The sequence below is a fragment of the Paracoccus sediminilitoris genome, from assembly GCF_003259195.1.
Taxonomy (GTDB): domain Bacteria; phylum Pseudomonadota; class Alphaproteobacteria; order Rhodobacterales; family Rhodobacteraceae; genus Paracoccus; species Paracoccus sediminilitoris.
This window is the reverse complement of record NZ_QJPK01000006.1, coordinates 113,474-129,256: the sequence shown is the minus strand read 5'-3', so window position 1 is coordinate 129,256 and position 15,783 is coordinate 113,474. Positions and strand designations below refer to the sequence as shown.

16 protein-coding genes and 1 tRNA gene are annotated in these 15,783 nt (G+C 65.2%); 11 read left to right on the top strand and 6 right to left on the bottom strand.

The features are described from left to right. Nucleotides 1-95 precede the first annotated feature (95 nt). Together dtd and DKT70_RS08395 are read right to left on the bottom strand one after the other, a co-directional pair. Nucleotides 96-545 carry a D-aminoacyl-tRNA deacylase gene (dtd, locus tag DKT70_RS08400; RefSeq protein ID WP_111558708.1) on the bottom strand — a complete coding sequence of 150 codons (450 nt, stop codon included), beginning with the start codon at nt 543-545 and terminating at the stop codon, nt 96-98. A gap of 17 nt (nt 546-562) precedes the next feature. Further along, nucleotides 563-790, bottom strand: a complete 228-nt coding sequence (locus DKT70_RS08395) for a hypothetical protein (RefSeq protein WP_111558707.1) — start codon at nt 788-790, stop codon at nt 563-565. A gap of 108 nt (nt 791-898) precedes the next feature. Here DKT70_RS08395 and DKT70_RS08390 point away from each other — a divergent pair, with 108 nt between their 5' ends. Then, on the top strand, nt 899-1,150 hold the full coding sequence (locus DKT70_RS08390) for a DUF2312 domain-containing protein (RefSeq protein ID WP_072297284.1): 252 nt from the start codon (nt 899-901) through the stop codon (nt 1,148-1,150). A 39-nt stretch (nt 1,151-1,189) separates the two neighbouring features. On the opposite strand, the gene DKT70_RS08385 is transcribed toward DKT70_RS08390, so the two are convergent. Beyond that, entirely contained in the window at nt 1,190-2,065 is an 876-nt protein-coding gene (locus DKT70_RS08385) for an RlmE family RNA methyltransferase (RefSeq protein ID WP_111558706.1), read from the bottom strand. Nucleotides 2,066-2,244: 179 nt separating this feature from the next. Between DKT70_RS08385 and DKT70_RS08380 the strand changes: the two genes are divergently transcribed. From DKT70_RS08380 to DKT70_RS08355, 6 genes are all read left to right on the top strand, one after another. Further along, nucleotides 2,245-3,879 (top strand): ABC transporter permease, encoded by a 1,635-nt coding sequence (locus tag DKT70_RS08380; protein ID WP_233490502.1) that lies wholly within the window; start codon nt 2,245-2,247, stop codon nt 3,877-3,879. A 25-nt stretch (nt 3,880-3,904) separates the two neighbouring features. Beyond that, nucleotides 3,905-3,979 (top strand) — tRNA-Thr (locus DKT70_RS08375). Nucleotides 3,980-4,145: 166 nt separating this feature from the next. Beyond that, nucleotides 4,146-4,352: a cold-shock protein gene (locus DKT70_RS08370; protein WP_072297281.1), complete on the top strand. Its 207-nt coding sequence runs from the start codon at nt 4,146-4,148 to the stop codon at nt 4,350-4,352. Between the two features lie 107 nt (nt 4,353-4,459). Next, entirely contained in the window at nt 4,460-5,275 is an 816-nt protein-coding gene (locus DKT70_RS08365; RefSeq protein ID WP_111558704.1) for a TIGR00282 family metallophosphoesterase, read from the top strand. A 135-nt stretch (nt 5,276-5,410) separates the two neighbouring features. Further along, nucleotides 5,411-7,189 carry an SLC13 family permease gene (locus DKT70_RS08360; RefSeq protein ID WP_111558703.1) on the top strand — a complete coding sequence of 593 codons (1,779 nt, stop codon included), beginning with the start codon at nt 5,411-5,413 and terminating at the stop codon, nt 7,187-7,189. Between the two features lie 125 nt (nt 7,190-7,314). Then, nucleotides 7,315-7,542: a DUF1127 domain-containing protein gene (locus tag DKT70_RS08355; protein WP_111558702.1), complete on the top strand. Its 228-nt coding sequence runs from the start codon at nt 7,315-7,317 to the stop codon at nt 7,540-7,542. Nucleotides 7,543-7,611: 69 nt separating this feature from the next. Here the strand turns inward: DKT70_RS08355 and DKT70_RS08350 are convergent, their stop codons facing one another. Beyond that, on the bottom strand, nt 7,612-9,390 hold the full coding sequence (locus DKT70_RS08350; protein ID WP_111558817.1) for an SLC13 family permease: 1,779 nt from the start codon (nt 9,388-9,390) through the stop codon (nt 7,612-7,614). A 138-nt stretch (nt 9,391-9,528) separates the two neighbouring features. On the opposite strand from DKT70_RS08350, the gene DKT70_RS08345 reads away from it, so the two are divergent. The 3 genes from DKT70_RS08345 (at nt 9,529) to DKT70_RS08335 (ending at nt 11,900) form a co-directional block, all read left to right on the top strand. Further along, the gene (locus tag DKT70_RS08345; RefSeq protein WP_111558701.1) at nt 9,529-10,272 is read left to right on the top strand and encodes a YebC/PmpR family DNA-binding transcriptional regulator; all 744 of its coding nucleotides are present in this window, start codon (nt 9,529-9,531) and stop codon (nt 10,270-10,272) included. Nucleotides 10,273-10,350: 78 nt separating this feature from the next. Then, nucleotides 10,351-10,944, top strand: coding sequence for a LysE/ArgO family amino acid transporter (locus tag DKT70_RS08340; protein WP_111558816.1), 594 nt, complete (start codon nt 10,351-10,353; stop codon nt 10,942-10,944). Nucleotides 10,945-10,991: 47 nt separating this feature from the next. Continuing rightward, nucleotides 10,992-11,900 carry a DMT family transporter gene (locus DKT70_RS08335; RefSeq protein WP_233490486.1) on the top strand — a complete coding sequence of 303 codons (909 nt, stop codon included), beginning with the start codon at nt 10,992-10,994 and terminating at the stop codon, nt 11,898-11,900. 57 nt (nt 11,901-11,957) lie between these two features. Here the strand turns inward: DKT70_RS08335 and DKT70_RS08330 are convergent, their stop codons facing one another. Both DKT70_RS08330 and puuE read right to left on the bottom strand, forming a co-directional pair. After that, a complete protein-coding gene (locus DKT70_RS08330; RefSeq protein ID WP_111558700.1) occupies nt 11,958-12,851 on the bottom strand; it encodes a bifunctional allantoicase/(S)-ureidoglycine aminohydrolase in 894 nt (297 codons plus the stop codon). Next, entirely contained in the window at nt 12,848-14,254 is a 1,407-nt protein-coding gene (puuE, locus tag DKT70_RS08325; RefSeq protein ID WP_111558814.1) for an allantoinase PuuE, read from the bottom strand. The genes DKT70_RS08330 and puuE overlap by 4 nt, the downstream gene beginning before the upstream one ends. Before the next feature lie 220 nt (nt 14,255-14,474). Between puuE and DKT70_RS08320 the strand changes: the two genes are divergently transcribed. After that, nucleotides 14,475-15,776 carry an NCS2 family permease gene (locus DKT70_RS08320; RefSeq protein WP_111558699.1) on the top strand — a complete coding sequence of 434 codons (1,302 nt, stop codon included), beginning with the start codon at nt 14,475-14,477 and terminating at the stop codon, nt 15,774-15,776. Nucleotides 15,777-15,783 lie beyond the last annotated feature (7 nt).

Here is a 15,783-nt window from a genome sequence, read left to right as displayed (position 1 = left end):
GGAATGGGTATCGCCGCCATGACAAGCGATGCTTGCGACTGCTCACGCGGCAGCGGTTGGCGATGGGGTGCAAATGGGGCAAGTTGCCCCGAAAGTCAAGCGCGGTCTGCGCTGTCCATCCAGATGGTGACCGGGCCGTCATTCAGCAGCGACACCTTCATGTCGGCACCAAAGCGCCCGGTTTCGACCGCGATCCCCAGTGCACGCAGGCTTTCGGCAAAGCGCAGGTACAGGGCCTTGCCCAGATCGGGGGCCGCGGCCTGCGAAAAGCCGGGGCGGTTGCCACTGCGCAGATCGGCGGCCAGCGTGAACTGCGATACGACCAGCGCCGTACCGCCGGTATCGGCCAGGGCGCGGTTCATCCGGCCCTGATCATCGCAGAAGATGCGCAGTTTCGCGACGCGGGCGGCCATCTTGTCGACGGCGGCCTCGTCATCGCCCTGCATGGCGCAGACCAGCAGCAGCAATCCCTCGCCGATCTGGCCGATGATGTCGCCATCGACCCGGACCGAAGCCTCGGAGACGCGTTGGGCAAGAACTCTCATGTCGGTTTCCCTCCGGGTCAGGGGGCCAGGAAGATGCCCACGACGACCATCATCAGCCCGATGCAGGATGCCGCCAGGGCGCCCATGTTCACCGCCAGCACCTTGCGCATGCGGATGCGCAGGGTTTCGTCGTCAAGGCCCCGCGCCTTGGCCCGCGCGACCGTCCAGATGCACCAGACCAGCGCCGCAAGGCCCACCACCGTCAATGCGGCACCGGTCCAGATCAGCCAGTCGAAAATCGTCATGTCGCGTCCCCTTGCGTTCACAGCAGCGTCGCGCCGCCCTAGCGGCGATTGCACCCCGCAACAAGACCGCCTAACACATCGTCCAAAAGCTCAGGAAGGAAGAATGACATGTCGGACGATCAAGCCTATGGCGTGGCCGCGGACGAACTGCGCCAGTTCATCGAACAGTTCGAACAGCTGGAAGCCGAAAAGAAGGATATCGCCGAACAGCAGAAGGAAATCATGTCCGAGGCGAAGGCCCGCGGATACGACACCAAGGTGATGAAGAAGATCATTGCCCTGCGCAAACGCGACCGGGACGACATCGCCGAGGAAGAAGCCATCCTGGAGATGTACAAGACCGCCCTGGGCATGGCCTGACGCGACGGGCCGGGGCGTGGTCCCCGGCCGATGCCCGCCTTAGGGCATGATGAATTCGACGCCGGGCAGCACGGCGATTTCCGCGACATCCGCGCGATAGTTGTCGGTCACCTGGTCGACGACCTGCTGCGTCCAGCCGGGCAGGTCGATCACCTGGTCCAGCGTTCCGGGCAGGGCATGCTTCTGCAGCACGTCGCCATAGATCTGGCGGCGCTGCGTGACGGAAACCTGGTCCTGGATGCCCATCGCGTCGCGCAGCCGCGCGATGCCGATATCGCCAAGAATCTCGTGCATATAGAGCAGACCGCCCGACAGCGGCACGTTGTTGGGAAGGCCGCCGACGATGCGCACGATCTCGGGCCAGATCAGGGGCACGTCCTCGTGGCACCAGATGACCATGCGCCGTCCCCTTGCGGCACGCACCAGGTTCTGGATGGCCGTGCGCCAGCGCAGCTGCAGCGGATGGCAGCCCTGCATCAGGCCCGTGTAATCGCCCCCCGCCACCTGCGGCAGGATATCGGTCAGCAGGGTCGCGGGGTTGCGCAGCGCCAGGTGGAATTCGGCCTCGGCCGAGGGGAACAGCCGCGCCAGCGCCGCCGCCCGCGCACCCATCTGCGGATAAAGGCCGTCCGGACCCACCGCGCGTCCCGGCGCGCCTATGAAGGTCGGCGTGGACATCACCACCCGCGACGTGTGGTCGCTGTCCAGCATGGCGTCCAGCATGATCTGTTCCATCTCGACAGTGGCGGTGCCGCCGTCCAGCGATTTCAGCGCCTCGTCGAACATGCCGCGGTGGCGGTTCGGGGTCACGACCTCGGTTCCCGCCTTCTGCAGGGCGGATCGGTTGTTCAGCAGGGTCTTGAGCAGCCGGTCCCCGTCAGTGGCGTGAACGCCCATGTGAAAAACCATCTGCATTGTGACTGTCCCGTCTTGTTTTCGCCGCACCTTCGGGCGCGATCCGCGTTTGACCGCAGATTACCGCTCTGCCGTGGACAGTCAAACCGCTTTGGCATATCGCGTCTCCCATGACCAGCACCGTTCCAGAACCCAGATCCCGGCGCCGTCACGACACCGCCCTGCGGCAGGGGGGCGGCATGGGCTGGTCCTTGGCCGCAGTCATGGTCGCGGCGCTGGTCCTGATGCCGGTCATGGCAGTGGTCTGGATCGCCGCCAACCCCACCGACAACATCTGGCCGCATTTGCTGTCGACGGTCATGCCGCGCTATTTCGGCAATACGGTCATCCTGGCGGTGGGGACCGGGGCGCTGGCGGCGGCGATGGGCACCGGTTCGGCTTGGCTGGTCAGCATGTACGACTTTCCCGGGCGGCGCTGGCTGCAATGGCTGCTGCTGCTGCCCTTGGCGGTGCCGGCCTATATCGGGGCCTATGCGCTGGCGGATTTTCTGGATTATTCCGGTCCGGTGCAGATCGCGCTGCGCGGCTGGTTCGGATGGGAAACGGCCCGCGATTACTGGTTCCCGCGCATCCGGTCGCTGGAGGCGGCGATCGTGGTGCTTGCATCGGCGCTGGCGCCTTACGTCTATCTGCTGACCCGCGCCGCGCTGCATGAACAATCCGGCAGCGCCTATGAGGTCGCGCGCGCCTTGGGCACCGGCCCCTGGGGGCTGTTCCGCCGTGTGGGGCTGCCGCTGGCGCGCCCGGCCATTGTCGCGGGTTCGGCCATCGCCATGATGGAGGCCGTGGCCGATTATGGCGTCGTCAGCTATTTCGGGGTCCAGACGCTGAACACCGGCATCTTCACCACCTGGCTGGAGCGCCGCAACGCGGGCGGGGCCGCCCAGATCGCCTGCGTCATCCTGCTGATCGTGGTCATCCTGGCGCTGTGGGAACGGTTCGGGCGGCGCAATGCGCGCTATCACCAAAGCGCCCGCCAGCCGCGCCCGATCCAACGCCAGCGGTTGTCATGGGTGGCGGGGCTGGGGGCGATGCTGGCCTGCATCCTGCCTTTTGCCATGGGTTTCCTGCTGCCAGTGGGCGTGATCCTGTCCTATGCGGTGGCCTATCCCGAGGGGTGGGTGTCGCCGGGTCTTGGCAAGGCCGCCTGGCACACGGTCAGCCTGGGCGCGATGGCGGCGCTGCTGACGGTGGGGATGGCGCTGATCATGGTCTATGGTACGCGGCTGTCGGGACGCGCGCTGCCGCGCCTGCTGCAGCCGGTGACGACGGTCGGCTATGCCGCGCCGGGGGCGGTGCTGGCGGTTGGCATCCTGATCCCGCTTGCGGCGCTGGACCATCGGCTGGCGGATGCCTGGCTGGCGCTGACCGGCACCGATCCGGGGCTGATGCTGACCGGCACCGGGGCGGCGATCGTCTTTGCCTATACCGTGCGCTTCTTCGCCATCGGGCAGGGCGCCATCGACGGGGCCTTCACCCGCGTGTCGCCGTCGCTGCCGATGGCGGCGCGGTCGCTGGGGCGCGACAATGCGGGGGTGTTGCGCGATGTCTTCCTGCCGCTGATGCGCGGGTCGGTCGGGGCGGCGCTGCTGCTGGTCTTTGTCGATTGCGTCAAGGAGCTGCCCGCCACGCTGCTGCTGCGGCCCTTCAATTACGAAACACTGGCCACCCGCACCCATGAACGGGCCAGCCTAGAAGACCTGGGCAATGCCGCCCCCGCCGCCCTGGTCGTGATGGCCGTGGGCATCCTGGCGGTCGCGCTGCTGGCGCGTACCAATCTGGGCGGGCGCAAGGATGACTTGCGCAAGCCGTGAACGCGCGATATTTGCGTCTGGTATTGCCGGCTTAGCTCAGTGGTAGAGCGTCTGATTTGTAATCAGGGGGTCGGGGGTTCAAATCCCTCAGCCGGCACCACGAATTTCCTATGAAGGCTTGTCAGGACGGCACCGATGCGCTATATGGTGCCTTGCTACGTTAAATTCTCTGCATCCTGTCTGCTTCCGGCTTCAGTCTGCTTTGTTAATCTGACCGGCCAAGCCACTGCATACTGCGGGTGGCATAACTGACAGGAGATCTCACGATGGCCAACGGCACCGTGAAATGGTTCAACAGCACCAAAGGCTTCGGCTTCATTCAACCGGAAGGCGGCCGCCAGGACGTGTTCCTGCACATCTCCGCTCTTGAGCGCGCTGGTCTGTCGGCTCCCGCCGATGGCCAGAAGGTGACCTATGAGCTGGAGCGTGGCCGCGACGGTCGCGAATCGGCAACGAACGTCCAGTTCGCCTGATCCATCCTTTGGATGCGATGTTTCGAAGGGCTGCCCGTATGGGCGGCCCTTTTTCCGTTCTGGCGTCCCGGCTTGAGGGTCGGGCAAGTTTGGCATAGCACGACCATATGCGAATTCTGTTTCTAGGCGATGTGATGGGCCGCGCGGGCCGTCGGGCGATTTCCGAACGCCTGGCCGGGCTGCGGGCACGGTTGAAGGCCGACCTTGTTGTGGTCAACGCCGAAAATTCCAGCGGAGGGCGCGGGGCGACCGCCGGTCACGCGCAGCTGCTTCTTGATTCGGGCGCCGATTGCCTGACCTTGGGCGATCATGCCTTCGACCAGAAGGACATGATGTCCTTCATCGAAAAGGAACCCCGGATCGTCCGCCCCCTGAATTTCGCGCGCGAAGCGCCGGGCAGGGGTGCCGCGATTATCAGTGACGCACGCGGGCGCAAGGCGCTGATCACGCAGGCATTGGGGCAGGTGTTCATGTCGCGGCCCTATGACGATCCGTTCTCGGCGCTTGATGCGGTGCTGCGCGCCCATCCGCCCGGCGGGATGGTGCAGGCGATCTTGGTCGATATCCACGCCGAAGCCACCAGCGAGAAGATGGCCATGGGCCATTACTGCGATGGGCGCGCCAGTTTGGTCGTCGGTACACATACCCATGTACCGACCGCCGATGCGCAGATCCTGCCCCGCGGGACGGCCTATCTGTCGGATGCCGGGATGTGCGGCGATTACGACAGCGTCATCGGCATGGACAAAACCGAGCCGATGCGCCGTTTCATCACCGGCATGCCCCGCGACCGCTTTACCCCCGCCGATGGCGAGGCGACGCTGTCGGGCGTGCTGGTCGAAACGGATGACCGGACCGGCATGGCCAAGGCCATCCAGCCGGTTCGCGATGGTGGGCGGCTGGCCCAGACCCACCCTGCGTGACCCCTTTGCCCGGCCCTCCGACCTTGCGTCGCGGGCCGGGCCTGCCACGCTGAAGACCGCTTGCGGGGCCTTGGTCTTCCGGCGCAATATGCCGCGAATGCGGGGCGCAGCGCCCGCGCCAGGAATGAGTTTTGAATGTTCGGATTTGAATTGACCGGGATGACCGGAGCGGTGGTGACCATCTTCATCATCATTGCCATGCTGACCTTGTTCATCCGAGAGACCTATCCCCCGGAAGTCACCGCGATCCTTGGTGCCGTCACCCTGCTTGGGCTTGGCATTCTGGATGTCAGCCATATTTCCGGGGTGCTGTCGAATGCGGCGCCCTGGACCATCGCCTTCATGTTCATCATCGTGGGCGGCCTGGTGCGGACCGGGGCGCTGGATTGGATCGGGCAGCGTGCGGCGCGTCATGCCGGGGCGCATCCGATGCTGACCCTGGCATCCGTGTCGATCCTGGTCTGTACCATGTCGGCATTCGTCAACAACACGCCGCTGGTCGTCGTGATGATGCCGATCTTCATGCAGCTGGCCAAGGAAATGGGCAAATCGCCCTCCAAGCTGTTGATCCCGCTGTCCTATCTGTCGATCCTGGGTGGCACGATGACGCTGATCGGCACATCGACCAACCTGCTGGTGGACGGGGTCGCGCGGTCCGCGGGGATGGAGCATTTCACCATCTTCGAGATCACCTGGGTCGGCCTGCCGATGGCGGTCGTGGGGGTCACCTATCTGCTGATCTTCGCCCCCCGCCTGCTGCCCGACCGCGATTCCATGTCGCAATTGCTGTCGGGGCGCAGCAAGATGAAGTTCTTTACCGAGGTCGCCATTCCCGAAGGATCGGCCCTGATCGGCAAGACGCTGGACGAGGTCGACATCTTTGCCCGCGACAGCGCCCGCGTCATCGACGTGTTGCGCGGCGATGCGTCCCTGCGCCGCGATCTGTCCGCCGTCCAGCTGGAGGAGGGCGACCGCGTTGTCCTGCGCACCCCCATGTCCGAGGTGCTGGGCCTGCAGTCCCACAAGGACCTGCGCATGGTGGACAAGCTGAGTTCGGTCCAGACCTCGACGGTCGAGGTGCTGATCACGCCGGGTTGCCACATGGTCGGCCGATCGCTGGGGTCGATGCGCCTGCGCCGTCGCTATGGCGTCTATGTCCTGGCTGCGCATCGCAAGAATCAGAATATCGGTCGTCAGCTGGACGATCTGGTCGTGCGCGTGGGCGACACGCTGCTGCTGGAGGGGGCATCGACCGACATCCAGCGCTTGGCCAGCGATATGGACATGGTCGAGGTCAACGCGCCCTCGGACCGTGCCTATCGCCGCCGCCACGCGCCCATCGTGGTCGCCACGCTGGCCGGCGTCGTCGTGCTGTCCGCCTTCGAGGTGGCACCGATCCTGCTGTTGTCCTTTATCGGAGTGGCCGTGGTGCTGGGAACGCGCTGCATCGACGCCGACGAGGCTCTGTCCTTTGTGGATGGTCGCCTGATGGCGCTGATCTTTGCCATGCTGGCGGTCGGCGCGGGCCTGGAAAACAGTGGCGCGGTGCAGCTGGTCGTGGACAAGGTCGCGCCCTGGCTGGCGACGCTGCCGCATTGGGCGCTGGTGCTGGCGGTCTATATGCTGGCGACATCTTTGACGGAAACGGTGACTAACAATGCCGTGGCCGTCATCGTGACGCCCTTGGCGATCAGCCTTGGCAATTCGCTTGGCGTCGATCCGCGCCCGCTGGTGGTGGCGGTGATGATGGGGGCATCAGCCAGTTTTGCAACGCCGATCGGCTATCAGACGAACACGCTGGTCTATGGTCCGGGCGGCTATCGCTTTGCCGATTTCATCAAGGTCGGCCTGCCGTTGAACCTGTTGATGGCGCTGGTGGCCTCCCTGCTGATCCCGCTGATCTGGCCGCTGTAGCGGCCTCTGGAGAACCTTTCGCAGATCGCAATGCTGCCATGCAGCATCGGCGGTTGTGATCCGCGCCCAAAAGGCCGATCTATGACGGCAAGGGAGGAAACGACCTATTCGCAAGGAGTTTCCAAATGGCGACCATCGCAACTGCCGGCCACAAGACCGCAGCATTTCCGACCAGCGCTCTGCTGGCTCCGTTCCGGGCCATCGGCCGCTTCATGATCACCCTAGCCGAGGCAAGCCCGCAGATGCGCGCGCTGAACCGCCTGAGCCAGCACAGCGACGCGGAACTTGCCGCCAAGGGTCTGACCCGCGAAGGCGAAATCCGCCGCATCCTGGGTGGCGCAGCCGCGCTCTAACCTTTTGCGGTCCGACCGCAGACGCCATGCGCGGCCCCTTGGGCCGCGTTTCGCGTTTCAAGGGACATGTCACAGCGGCCAGACGATCAGCAGCAGCGGCACGGACACGGCCATGACGATGATCTCCAACGGCAGTCCCATCCGCCAGTAATCGCCAAAGCGGTAATTGCCCGGTCCCAGGATCAGCGTGTTGTTCTGGTGTCCGATCGGCGTCAGGAAGGCGCAGGAGGCCGCGACCGCTACCCCCATCAGGAAGGCGTCCGGCTGAACGCCCAGCTGTTCGGCCAGACGGATGCTGACCGGGGCCGCGATGATGGTCGTGGCGTTGTTGTTCAGGACATCCGACAGCATCATCGTGGCCGCCATTAGCAGCACCAGCGCAATCCAGGCCGGATAGCCTTGCGTCAGGCTGGCCAGTCCCCGCGCGATCAGCGCCGAGCCGCCCGTCTGGTCCAGAGCCAGCCCCAGGGGGATCATGCTGCCCAACAGCACGATGATCGGCCAATCGACATGGTCGTAAAGCTCATGCACCGACAGCACCCCGAACAGCACATAGGCGATGATGACACAGCCAAGCGCGATCGGCATCGTCGTCACGCCAAGGGATGCGGCCAACACCGCCAGCGCGAACAGTCCGACCGCCGAACGCATGTGGCGTTCGCGCTGGACCGACAGGCTGCCGCCATCGATGCGCAGCAGGCCGGTGGCGGCCAGCATGTCCTCGATGCGGCTTTCGGGAACCAGCAACAGCAGCATGTCCCCCGATTGCAACGTCTGGCGCGACAGGTCGCGGCGCTGCGCCAGCCCCTGACGGCGCATCCCGATCAGGACGCTGTCATGGCGGTTCGTCAGCCCGAAGGATTGCACCGACCGGCCCGCAATTCCCGAGGCACGCGGCACCAGGCATTCGATCAGCTGCTGGCCTTCGGCGTCCTTGCGGGCGCGGGGCTCCATCCGGCCATCGGGGAACGAGAGATCGTTGGTCGATCTGAATTCGTCCAAGGCCTGCGGGTCGGCGCGCAGGACGATGACGTCACCATCCTCGATCGTCACGTCATCCAGGTTGCCCGCGATGTCCTGGCCGTGGCGGCGCAAACCGATGATGCGGACATTGGCCTTGGCGGCTTCGGCGCGCGCATCGGCGATCAGGCGGGCGGCGGCGAGGCCGGCTTCGGTCACCACCAGCGACGAGACATAGCGGCGCTGGGGTCCGTCGCCTTCACTGGGCGCATCTTCGCGTGCGCCGGGGATCAGGCGCCAGCCCACAAGACCGATGAAGGCGATCCCCGCCACGGCGACCGCACCCCCCACGGGAAGGAAATCGAACATCCGGTAGGGCTCTCCCAGCACATCGGCCCGAAATCCCGACACGATCAGGTTGGGGGGCGTGCCGATCAGCGTCAGCATGCCGCCGAGGATCGTTGCGAAGGCCAGCGGCATCAGCGTCAGGCCCGCCTGCCGGTTGGCCTTGCGCGCGGCCTGCAGATCGACGGGCATCAGCATGGCCAGCGCCGCGATATTGTTCATGAACCCGGAAAGCAGTCCCCCCACCGTGCCGAAGACCAGCACATGGGTTGTGGTCCCCCGTTGGCGCGAGGCGATCAGCCGGGCCATGCGCGCGACCGCCCCCGACCGGTTCAGACCGGCCGTCGCGATCAGCACCAGCGCCACGATCAGGGTGGTCGGGTTGCCGAACCCCGAGAACGCGTCCTCGGACGGAACGATCCCCGTCAGGACGGCCGCCATCAGGCCCCCGAAGGCCACGAGGTCGTATCGCCACCGCCCCCAGAGCATCAGCGCAATCATCAGGCCCAGAAGGGCGAAAAGCAGGATCTGTTGGGGGGTCATGGATATCCTCGTCTGGGCCGTCATCCCGGCCGTCGCACCGAACGCAGGCAGACCCATTCCGGTTCGCCTTGCGATGCACCCGTCTGGTGGACTAAAAGCGCGCAAGGTTTTCAATTGAATTGTGAAGGGCGACCCGACATGGCAGGTCATTCAAAGTGGGCCAACATCCAGCATCGCAAGGGCCGGCAGGACGCTCAGCGTTCGAAACTGTTTTCGAAGCTGGCCAAGGAAATCACCGTGGCCGCCAAGATGGGCGACCCTGATCCCGACAAGAACCCCCGCCTGCGCATGGCCGTCAAGGAAGCCAAGTCGAAATCGGTCCCCAAGGACGTGATCGACCGCGCCATCAAGAAGTCGCAGGCCGGTGAGGGCGACAATTACGACGAGATCCGTTACGAAGGTTACGGCCCGAACGGCATCGCCCTGCTGGTCGAGGCGATGACCGACAACCGCAACCGCACCGCATCCAATGTCCGCAGCTATTTTACCAAGTCGGGCGGCGACATGGGTCAGACGGGTTCGGTCGCGTTCATGTTCGACCGCGTGGGTGAGATCGTCTATCCCGCCAGTGCGGGCGACGCCGATACGGTCATGATGGCCGCCATCGAAGCCGGTGCGGATGACGTGCAAAGCGACGATGAAGGCCACTGGATCTATTGCGCCGACACCGCGCTGAACGAGGTCGCCACCGCGCTGGAGGCATCCTTGGGCGAATCCGAGACCGCCAAGCTGATCTGGAAGCCGCAGGCCCCGACCGAGATCACCGACGTGGAAACCGCCCAGAAGCTGATGAAGCTGATCGACACGCTGGAAGATGACGACGACGTGCAGAACGTCATCGGCAATTTCGACCTGTCCGAGGATGTCGCGGCCAGCCTTTAAGGCCGGACGCATTCCTGCAGGGCAACGGGTCGTCGGGCAGCAGGGCTGTTGCCCGGCGATTTTTTCGATGGAGGGCCGATGCTGTCATATCTGGCGGGTCTGGGGACCGGGCTGTCGCTGATCCTGGCGATCGGGGCGCAGAACGCTTTCGTGCTGAAACAGGGCATCCTGCGCCGTCATGTCTTCGCCATCTGCCTGTTTTGCGCGATTTCGGACGCGGTGCTGATCATCCTGGGGGTTGCGGGCATGGCCCGCGCCGGACTGCGCTGGCCCTGGTTGTTTGAAGCGATGCGCTGGGGCGGGGTGGCCTTTCTGGCGATCTATGGGCTGCGCGCCTTCCGGGCCGCTTGGCGCGGGGGCGAAGCGCTGCGCCCCGAAGGCCAGGCCCAGAGCCTGGGCGCCGCCTTGGCGACCATTGCCGCGCTGACATGGCTGAACCCGCATGTCTGGCTGGACACGGTCGTTCTGCTGGGGGCGATCTCGGCGCAGTGGCCGATGCCCGGGGTTTTCGGGGCGGGGGCGGTGACCGGATCGTTCCTGTTCTTCTTTTCCCTGGGCTATGGCGCGCGCCTGCTGGAGCCGCTGTTTCGAAGACCCGCCGCCTGGCGTTGGCTGGAATTCGGCATCGGCTGTGTCATGTGGGCCATCGCGATGCGGCTGGCGCTGGACTGACACCGAACGGACTTGCCTTGTCGCGGGAAAGGCGGCAGGTGCAGATCATGCAATCATCGAACACCACATCGCGGGACTTGGTCGGGATCGGCTGGATGCTGGTCACGGGACTGTGCTTCGTCGCGGTCAACACCATCGTGCGCGGGCTGGACGGTGCGCTGCCTGCGGCGCAGGCGGCCTTCATCCGCTTTGTGATCGGCGTGGTCTTTCTGATCCCCATCGTCTGGCCCGCGCTGAGACGTGGTTTTCCGGCCCCGGTCTGGGGCATGTTCGCGCTGCGCGGGGGGCTGCATGTCGTGGCGGTGGTGGCGTGGTTCTTTGCCATGTCGCGCATCACCATCGCCGAGGTGACGGCCATCGGCTTTCTGAACCCCATCATCGTCACCATCGGCGCGGCATTGTTCATGGGCGAGAAACTGGCCGCCCGTCGCATCGCCGCCATCGGAGTGGCGTTGCTGGGGGCGCTGATCGTGCTGCGTCCGGGACTGAGGGAGCTGGATGCGGGGCACATGTCGCAGGTCATGGCCTCGGTGGCATTCGGGTCTTCCTATCTGGTGGCAAAGCGGCTGTCGGAACGGGTGCCTGCGTCGGTGGTGGTGGCCATGATGTCGGTGACGGTCGCCGTCGGTCTGGCCCCGCTGGCTTGGGCGCAATGGGTGCCGCCGACCTGGGGGCAGGTGGGCTGGCTGGGTCTGGTCGCGCTGTTTGCGACGGCGGGGCATTACACGATGACGCGGGCCTTTGCGGCCGCACCCCTGACGGTCACGCAGCCTGTGACCTTTTTGCAGCTGGTTTGGGCCAGCCTGATCGGGGTTCTAGTCTTTGCCGAACCGCTGGACGCATGGGTGATTTTGGGCGGCGGGCTGATGATCGGGGCGATCAGCTATATCACCTGGCGCGAGGCCCGTCTGCGGGCGCGGATGAAGACGCCGGTGGTGGGCGCCACCAAGGTCTGATTGCGTCCCGCGACGTCCGGGGGTGCTGCGCGCCCCCCGGACCCCCTGCTGTGGGCGTCAGCGATGACCCCAGAGCGGTGCGTGACGGTTGACGTCCTTGTAAAGCAGATAGCGGAACGGCCCAGGCCCACCCGCATAGCAGGCTTGGGGGCAGAAGGCGCGCAGCCACATGTAGTCGCCGGGGCCGACCTCGACCCAGTCCCGGTTCAGGCGATAGACGGCCTTGCCTTCAAGCACATAGAGCCCGTGTTCCATGACATGGGTTTCGGCGAAGGGGATCGATCCGCCCGGTTTGAAGGTCACGACCGTGATATGCATGTCGTGGCGCAGATCGGCGGGGTCCATGAAGCGCGTCGTGCCCCATGCGCCGTCGGTGTCGGGCATCATCGAGGGCGCCAGATCCTGTTCCTGGACCACGATCGGATCGGGTTTGGACACGCCCGCGGCGGGCTGCCAACGCTTGCGCCACCAGTGGAAGCCTGCCGGACCGGCGGTGCAGTTCCAGATCTTCCATGGCGTTCCGGGCGGGACATAGGCGAAGGCGCCCGGCGTCAGCGGATGGTCGGTGCCGTCGATGGTGATCTGCAGATCGCCGCCGGTGACGAAGATCGCGTGCTGGACCTGCGGGTCGTCATCGGGGGTGTCGCTGCCGCCATCTTCGGCCAGTTCGACGATATACTGGCTGAAGGTTTCCGCGAAACCCGTCAGGGGGCGGGCCAGCATCCACATGCGCATGCCACGCCAGCCGGGCAGATAGCTGGTGACGATGTCGCGCATGACGGTGCGGGGGATGACGGCATAGGCATCGGTGAAGATGGCCGTATCGGTCGTCATCCCGGTCTGGGGCGGCAGGCCCGCGACGGGACCGGCATAGGGAATGCGCTGCGCGGGTTCGGGGGGCAGTTGGGCGACATCGCCGGTCGGTGCGCCCTTGGGGGGGTGGTCGGTCATTTCAAGGCCTCTTTCAGGCGAAGTTCTGCGATGCGAATGACCTGGGCCTCGGCGGTTGCGCGTTCGGTCCGGGTGTCGTTCTGGACGCGGGTCTGCATGGCCGACAGGATGCCCGCCTTGTCATGGTCGCGCACCGCGATGATGAAGGGGAAGCCGTGCTTGGCGAAATAGGCGTCGTTCAGCCGGGTGAACTGGGTGCGTTCGGCATCGGTCAGGGCATCCAGACCCGCGCTGGCCTGTTCTGCGCTGCTGTCGGCAGTCAGACGTTTGGCCTGCGCCAGCTTGCCAGCCAGGTCGGGGTGGGCGGTCAGCACGCCAAGGCGTTCGGCGTCGCTGGCGGCGCGAAAGAACTGCGCCATGCGGCCGGAAAGGCCAGTGGGCGTGTCGTGGACCGCCCCCATTTCCGAATCCCAGACCCGTTCGGCGATGAAGGGCGAATGTTCGTAGATGCCACCGAAACGGACCACGAAATCGTCGCGGGACATTTCGGATGGGCGGATGCGGGGCTGCCAGGGATGCATTTCCGCCCAGTGACGGGCGATGTCCAGGCGGCTGGCGAACCAGACGCCGTCATGCGCGCGGCAGTGGTCCAGGAACTGCTGGATGGCCTTGGCGCGGCCCGGACGACCGGCAAGACGGCAATGCAGGCCGATGGACATCATCTTGGGCGCACCGGCTTCGCCTTCGGCGTAAAGCATGTCGAAGCTGTCACGCAGATAGTCGAAGAATTCTTGGCCCGTGCCGAAGCCTTGGCCGCTGGAAAAGCGCATGTCGTTGGCGTCCATCGTATAGGGCACCATCAGCTGCGGCTTGCCGTCATGGACATGCCAATAGGGCAGATCGTCTGCGATGGTGTCGGCCAGATAGGCGAAACCGCCTTCCTGACAGCCAAGCGCCACCGTGTTCATCGACGTCCGCCCCTGGTAGAAACCATAGGGCCGTTCGCCGGTCACCTGGCGATGCAACTCGATCGCGCGGGCGATGTGATCGGCCTCGACCTCGGGTGGGATGTCGCGATAGTCGATCCACTTCAACCCGTGGGTCGCGATCTCCCATCCGGCGGATTTCATGGCGGCGACCTGTTCGGGGCTGCGTTCCAGCGCGGTGGCGACGCCATAGACGGTGACGGGAATGTCCTTCAGCAGCCGGTGCAAACGCCAGAAGCCCGAACGCGCGCCGTAATCATAGATGGATTCCATGTTCCAATGCCGCTTGCCGGGCCAGGGCTGTGCGCCGATGATTTCCGACAGGAAGGCCTCGGATGCGGCATCGCCGTGTTCGATGCTGTTCTCGCCGCCCTCTTCGTAATTGACGACGAACTGGACGGCGATCCTCGCGCCGCCGGGCCATTGGGGGTCCGGCGTGGTTTCGCCATATCCTGACAGATCGCGGCTGTAGCGCATGTAGTCCTCCGGGCTTTGGTGTCGCAGCGTCACCAAAGCCCGTTGCGCGCGCGGGAACAAGCGCCGGATGCAGAATTCTGTATCAAGGAAAAGGCAAAGATCGCCGGGGTCTTTCAAAATCGCGTTGAAAGACTTACGGGCATGGGACAATTGCGACCGCCTGACGCAGCCACCAAGCTGCGCCCCAATGGCGGCCGTCAGAGCCGCGCCAGGGGGAAACATGGAACGCTTTTTCAAGCTGTCGCACAAGGGCAGCACCGTCAGGACCGAGGTGATCGCAGGGATCACCACATTCCTGACCATGGCCTATATCATCTTCGTCAATCCCGACATCCTGTCCACGACCGGCATGGACCGCGACGCCGTCTTCGTGGCGACCTGCCTTGCGGCGGCTGTCGGGTCGCTGGTCATGGGGCTGTGGGCGAACTGGCCCATCGGCATGGCGCCCGGCATGGGGCTGAACGCGTTCTTCGCCTTCACCGTCGTGGGCGCCATGGGCTTTTCTTGGCAGCAGGCGCTGGGCGCGGTCTTCATCAGCGGGATCATCTTCCTGTTCCTGACCATCACCGGCATCCGCAGCTGGCTGATCGCGGGCATCCCGGCATCCATGCGCAGCGCCATCGCCGCAGGGATCGGGCTGTTCCTGGCGATCATCGCGATGAAATCGTCGGGGCTGATCGTGGCCAACCCCGCGACACTGGTGGCCTTGGGCGATCTGACGGTGACGGGGACATTGCTGACCATCGCGGGGTTCTTCATCATTGTGGCGCTGGATGCGCTGAAGGTCACCGGGTCGATCCTGATCGGCATTCTGGTCATCACCGTGGCGGCCATCGCCTTGGGCGTCAGCCAGTTCGGCGGGGTGATCTCGATGCCGCCCTCGGTCGCGCCGACCTTCCTGCAGCTGGACGTGATGGGCGCGCTGACCTATGGCATCTTCCAGGTCGTGCTGGTCATGGTTCTGGTCGAGGTCTTCGACGCCACCGGCACGCTGATCGGCGTGGCCAAGCGCGCGGGGCTGCTGGATGACGGCCCGACGCAGGACAACCCCAATCTGGGGCGCGCGCTGATGGCCGATTCGACCGCGATCACGGCGGGGTCGCTCTTGGGGACGTCATCGACGACGGCCTATGTCGAAAGCGCATCGGGCGTGCAGGCGGGCGGTCGTACGGGACTGACGGCGGTGGTCGTGGGCGTGCTGTTCCTGTTGGCCATGTTCTTTGCGCCGCTGGCCGGGTCGGTCCCGGCCTATGCCACGGCGCCGGCGCTGCTTTACGTGGCCACGCTGATGCTGCGCGAACTGGCCGAGATCGACTGGGACGACGTGACCGAGGCCGCGCCTGCGGTCCTGACCGCGATCGCCATGCCCTTCACCTATTCCATCGCCAACGGCCTGGCCTTCGGTTTCATCAGCTATGCGCTGGTCAAGCTGCTGACGGGGCGCGCGCGGCAGGTGCATGCGGCGACCTGGGTGATCGCCGCGCTGTTCGTGGTCAAATACGCCTTCTTCGGCGGTCACTGACCATCGG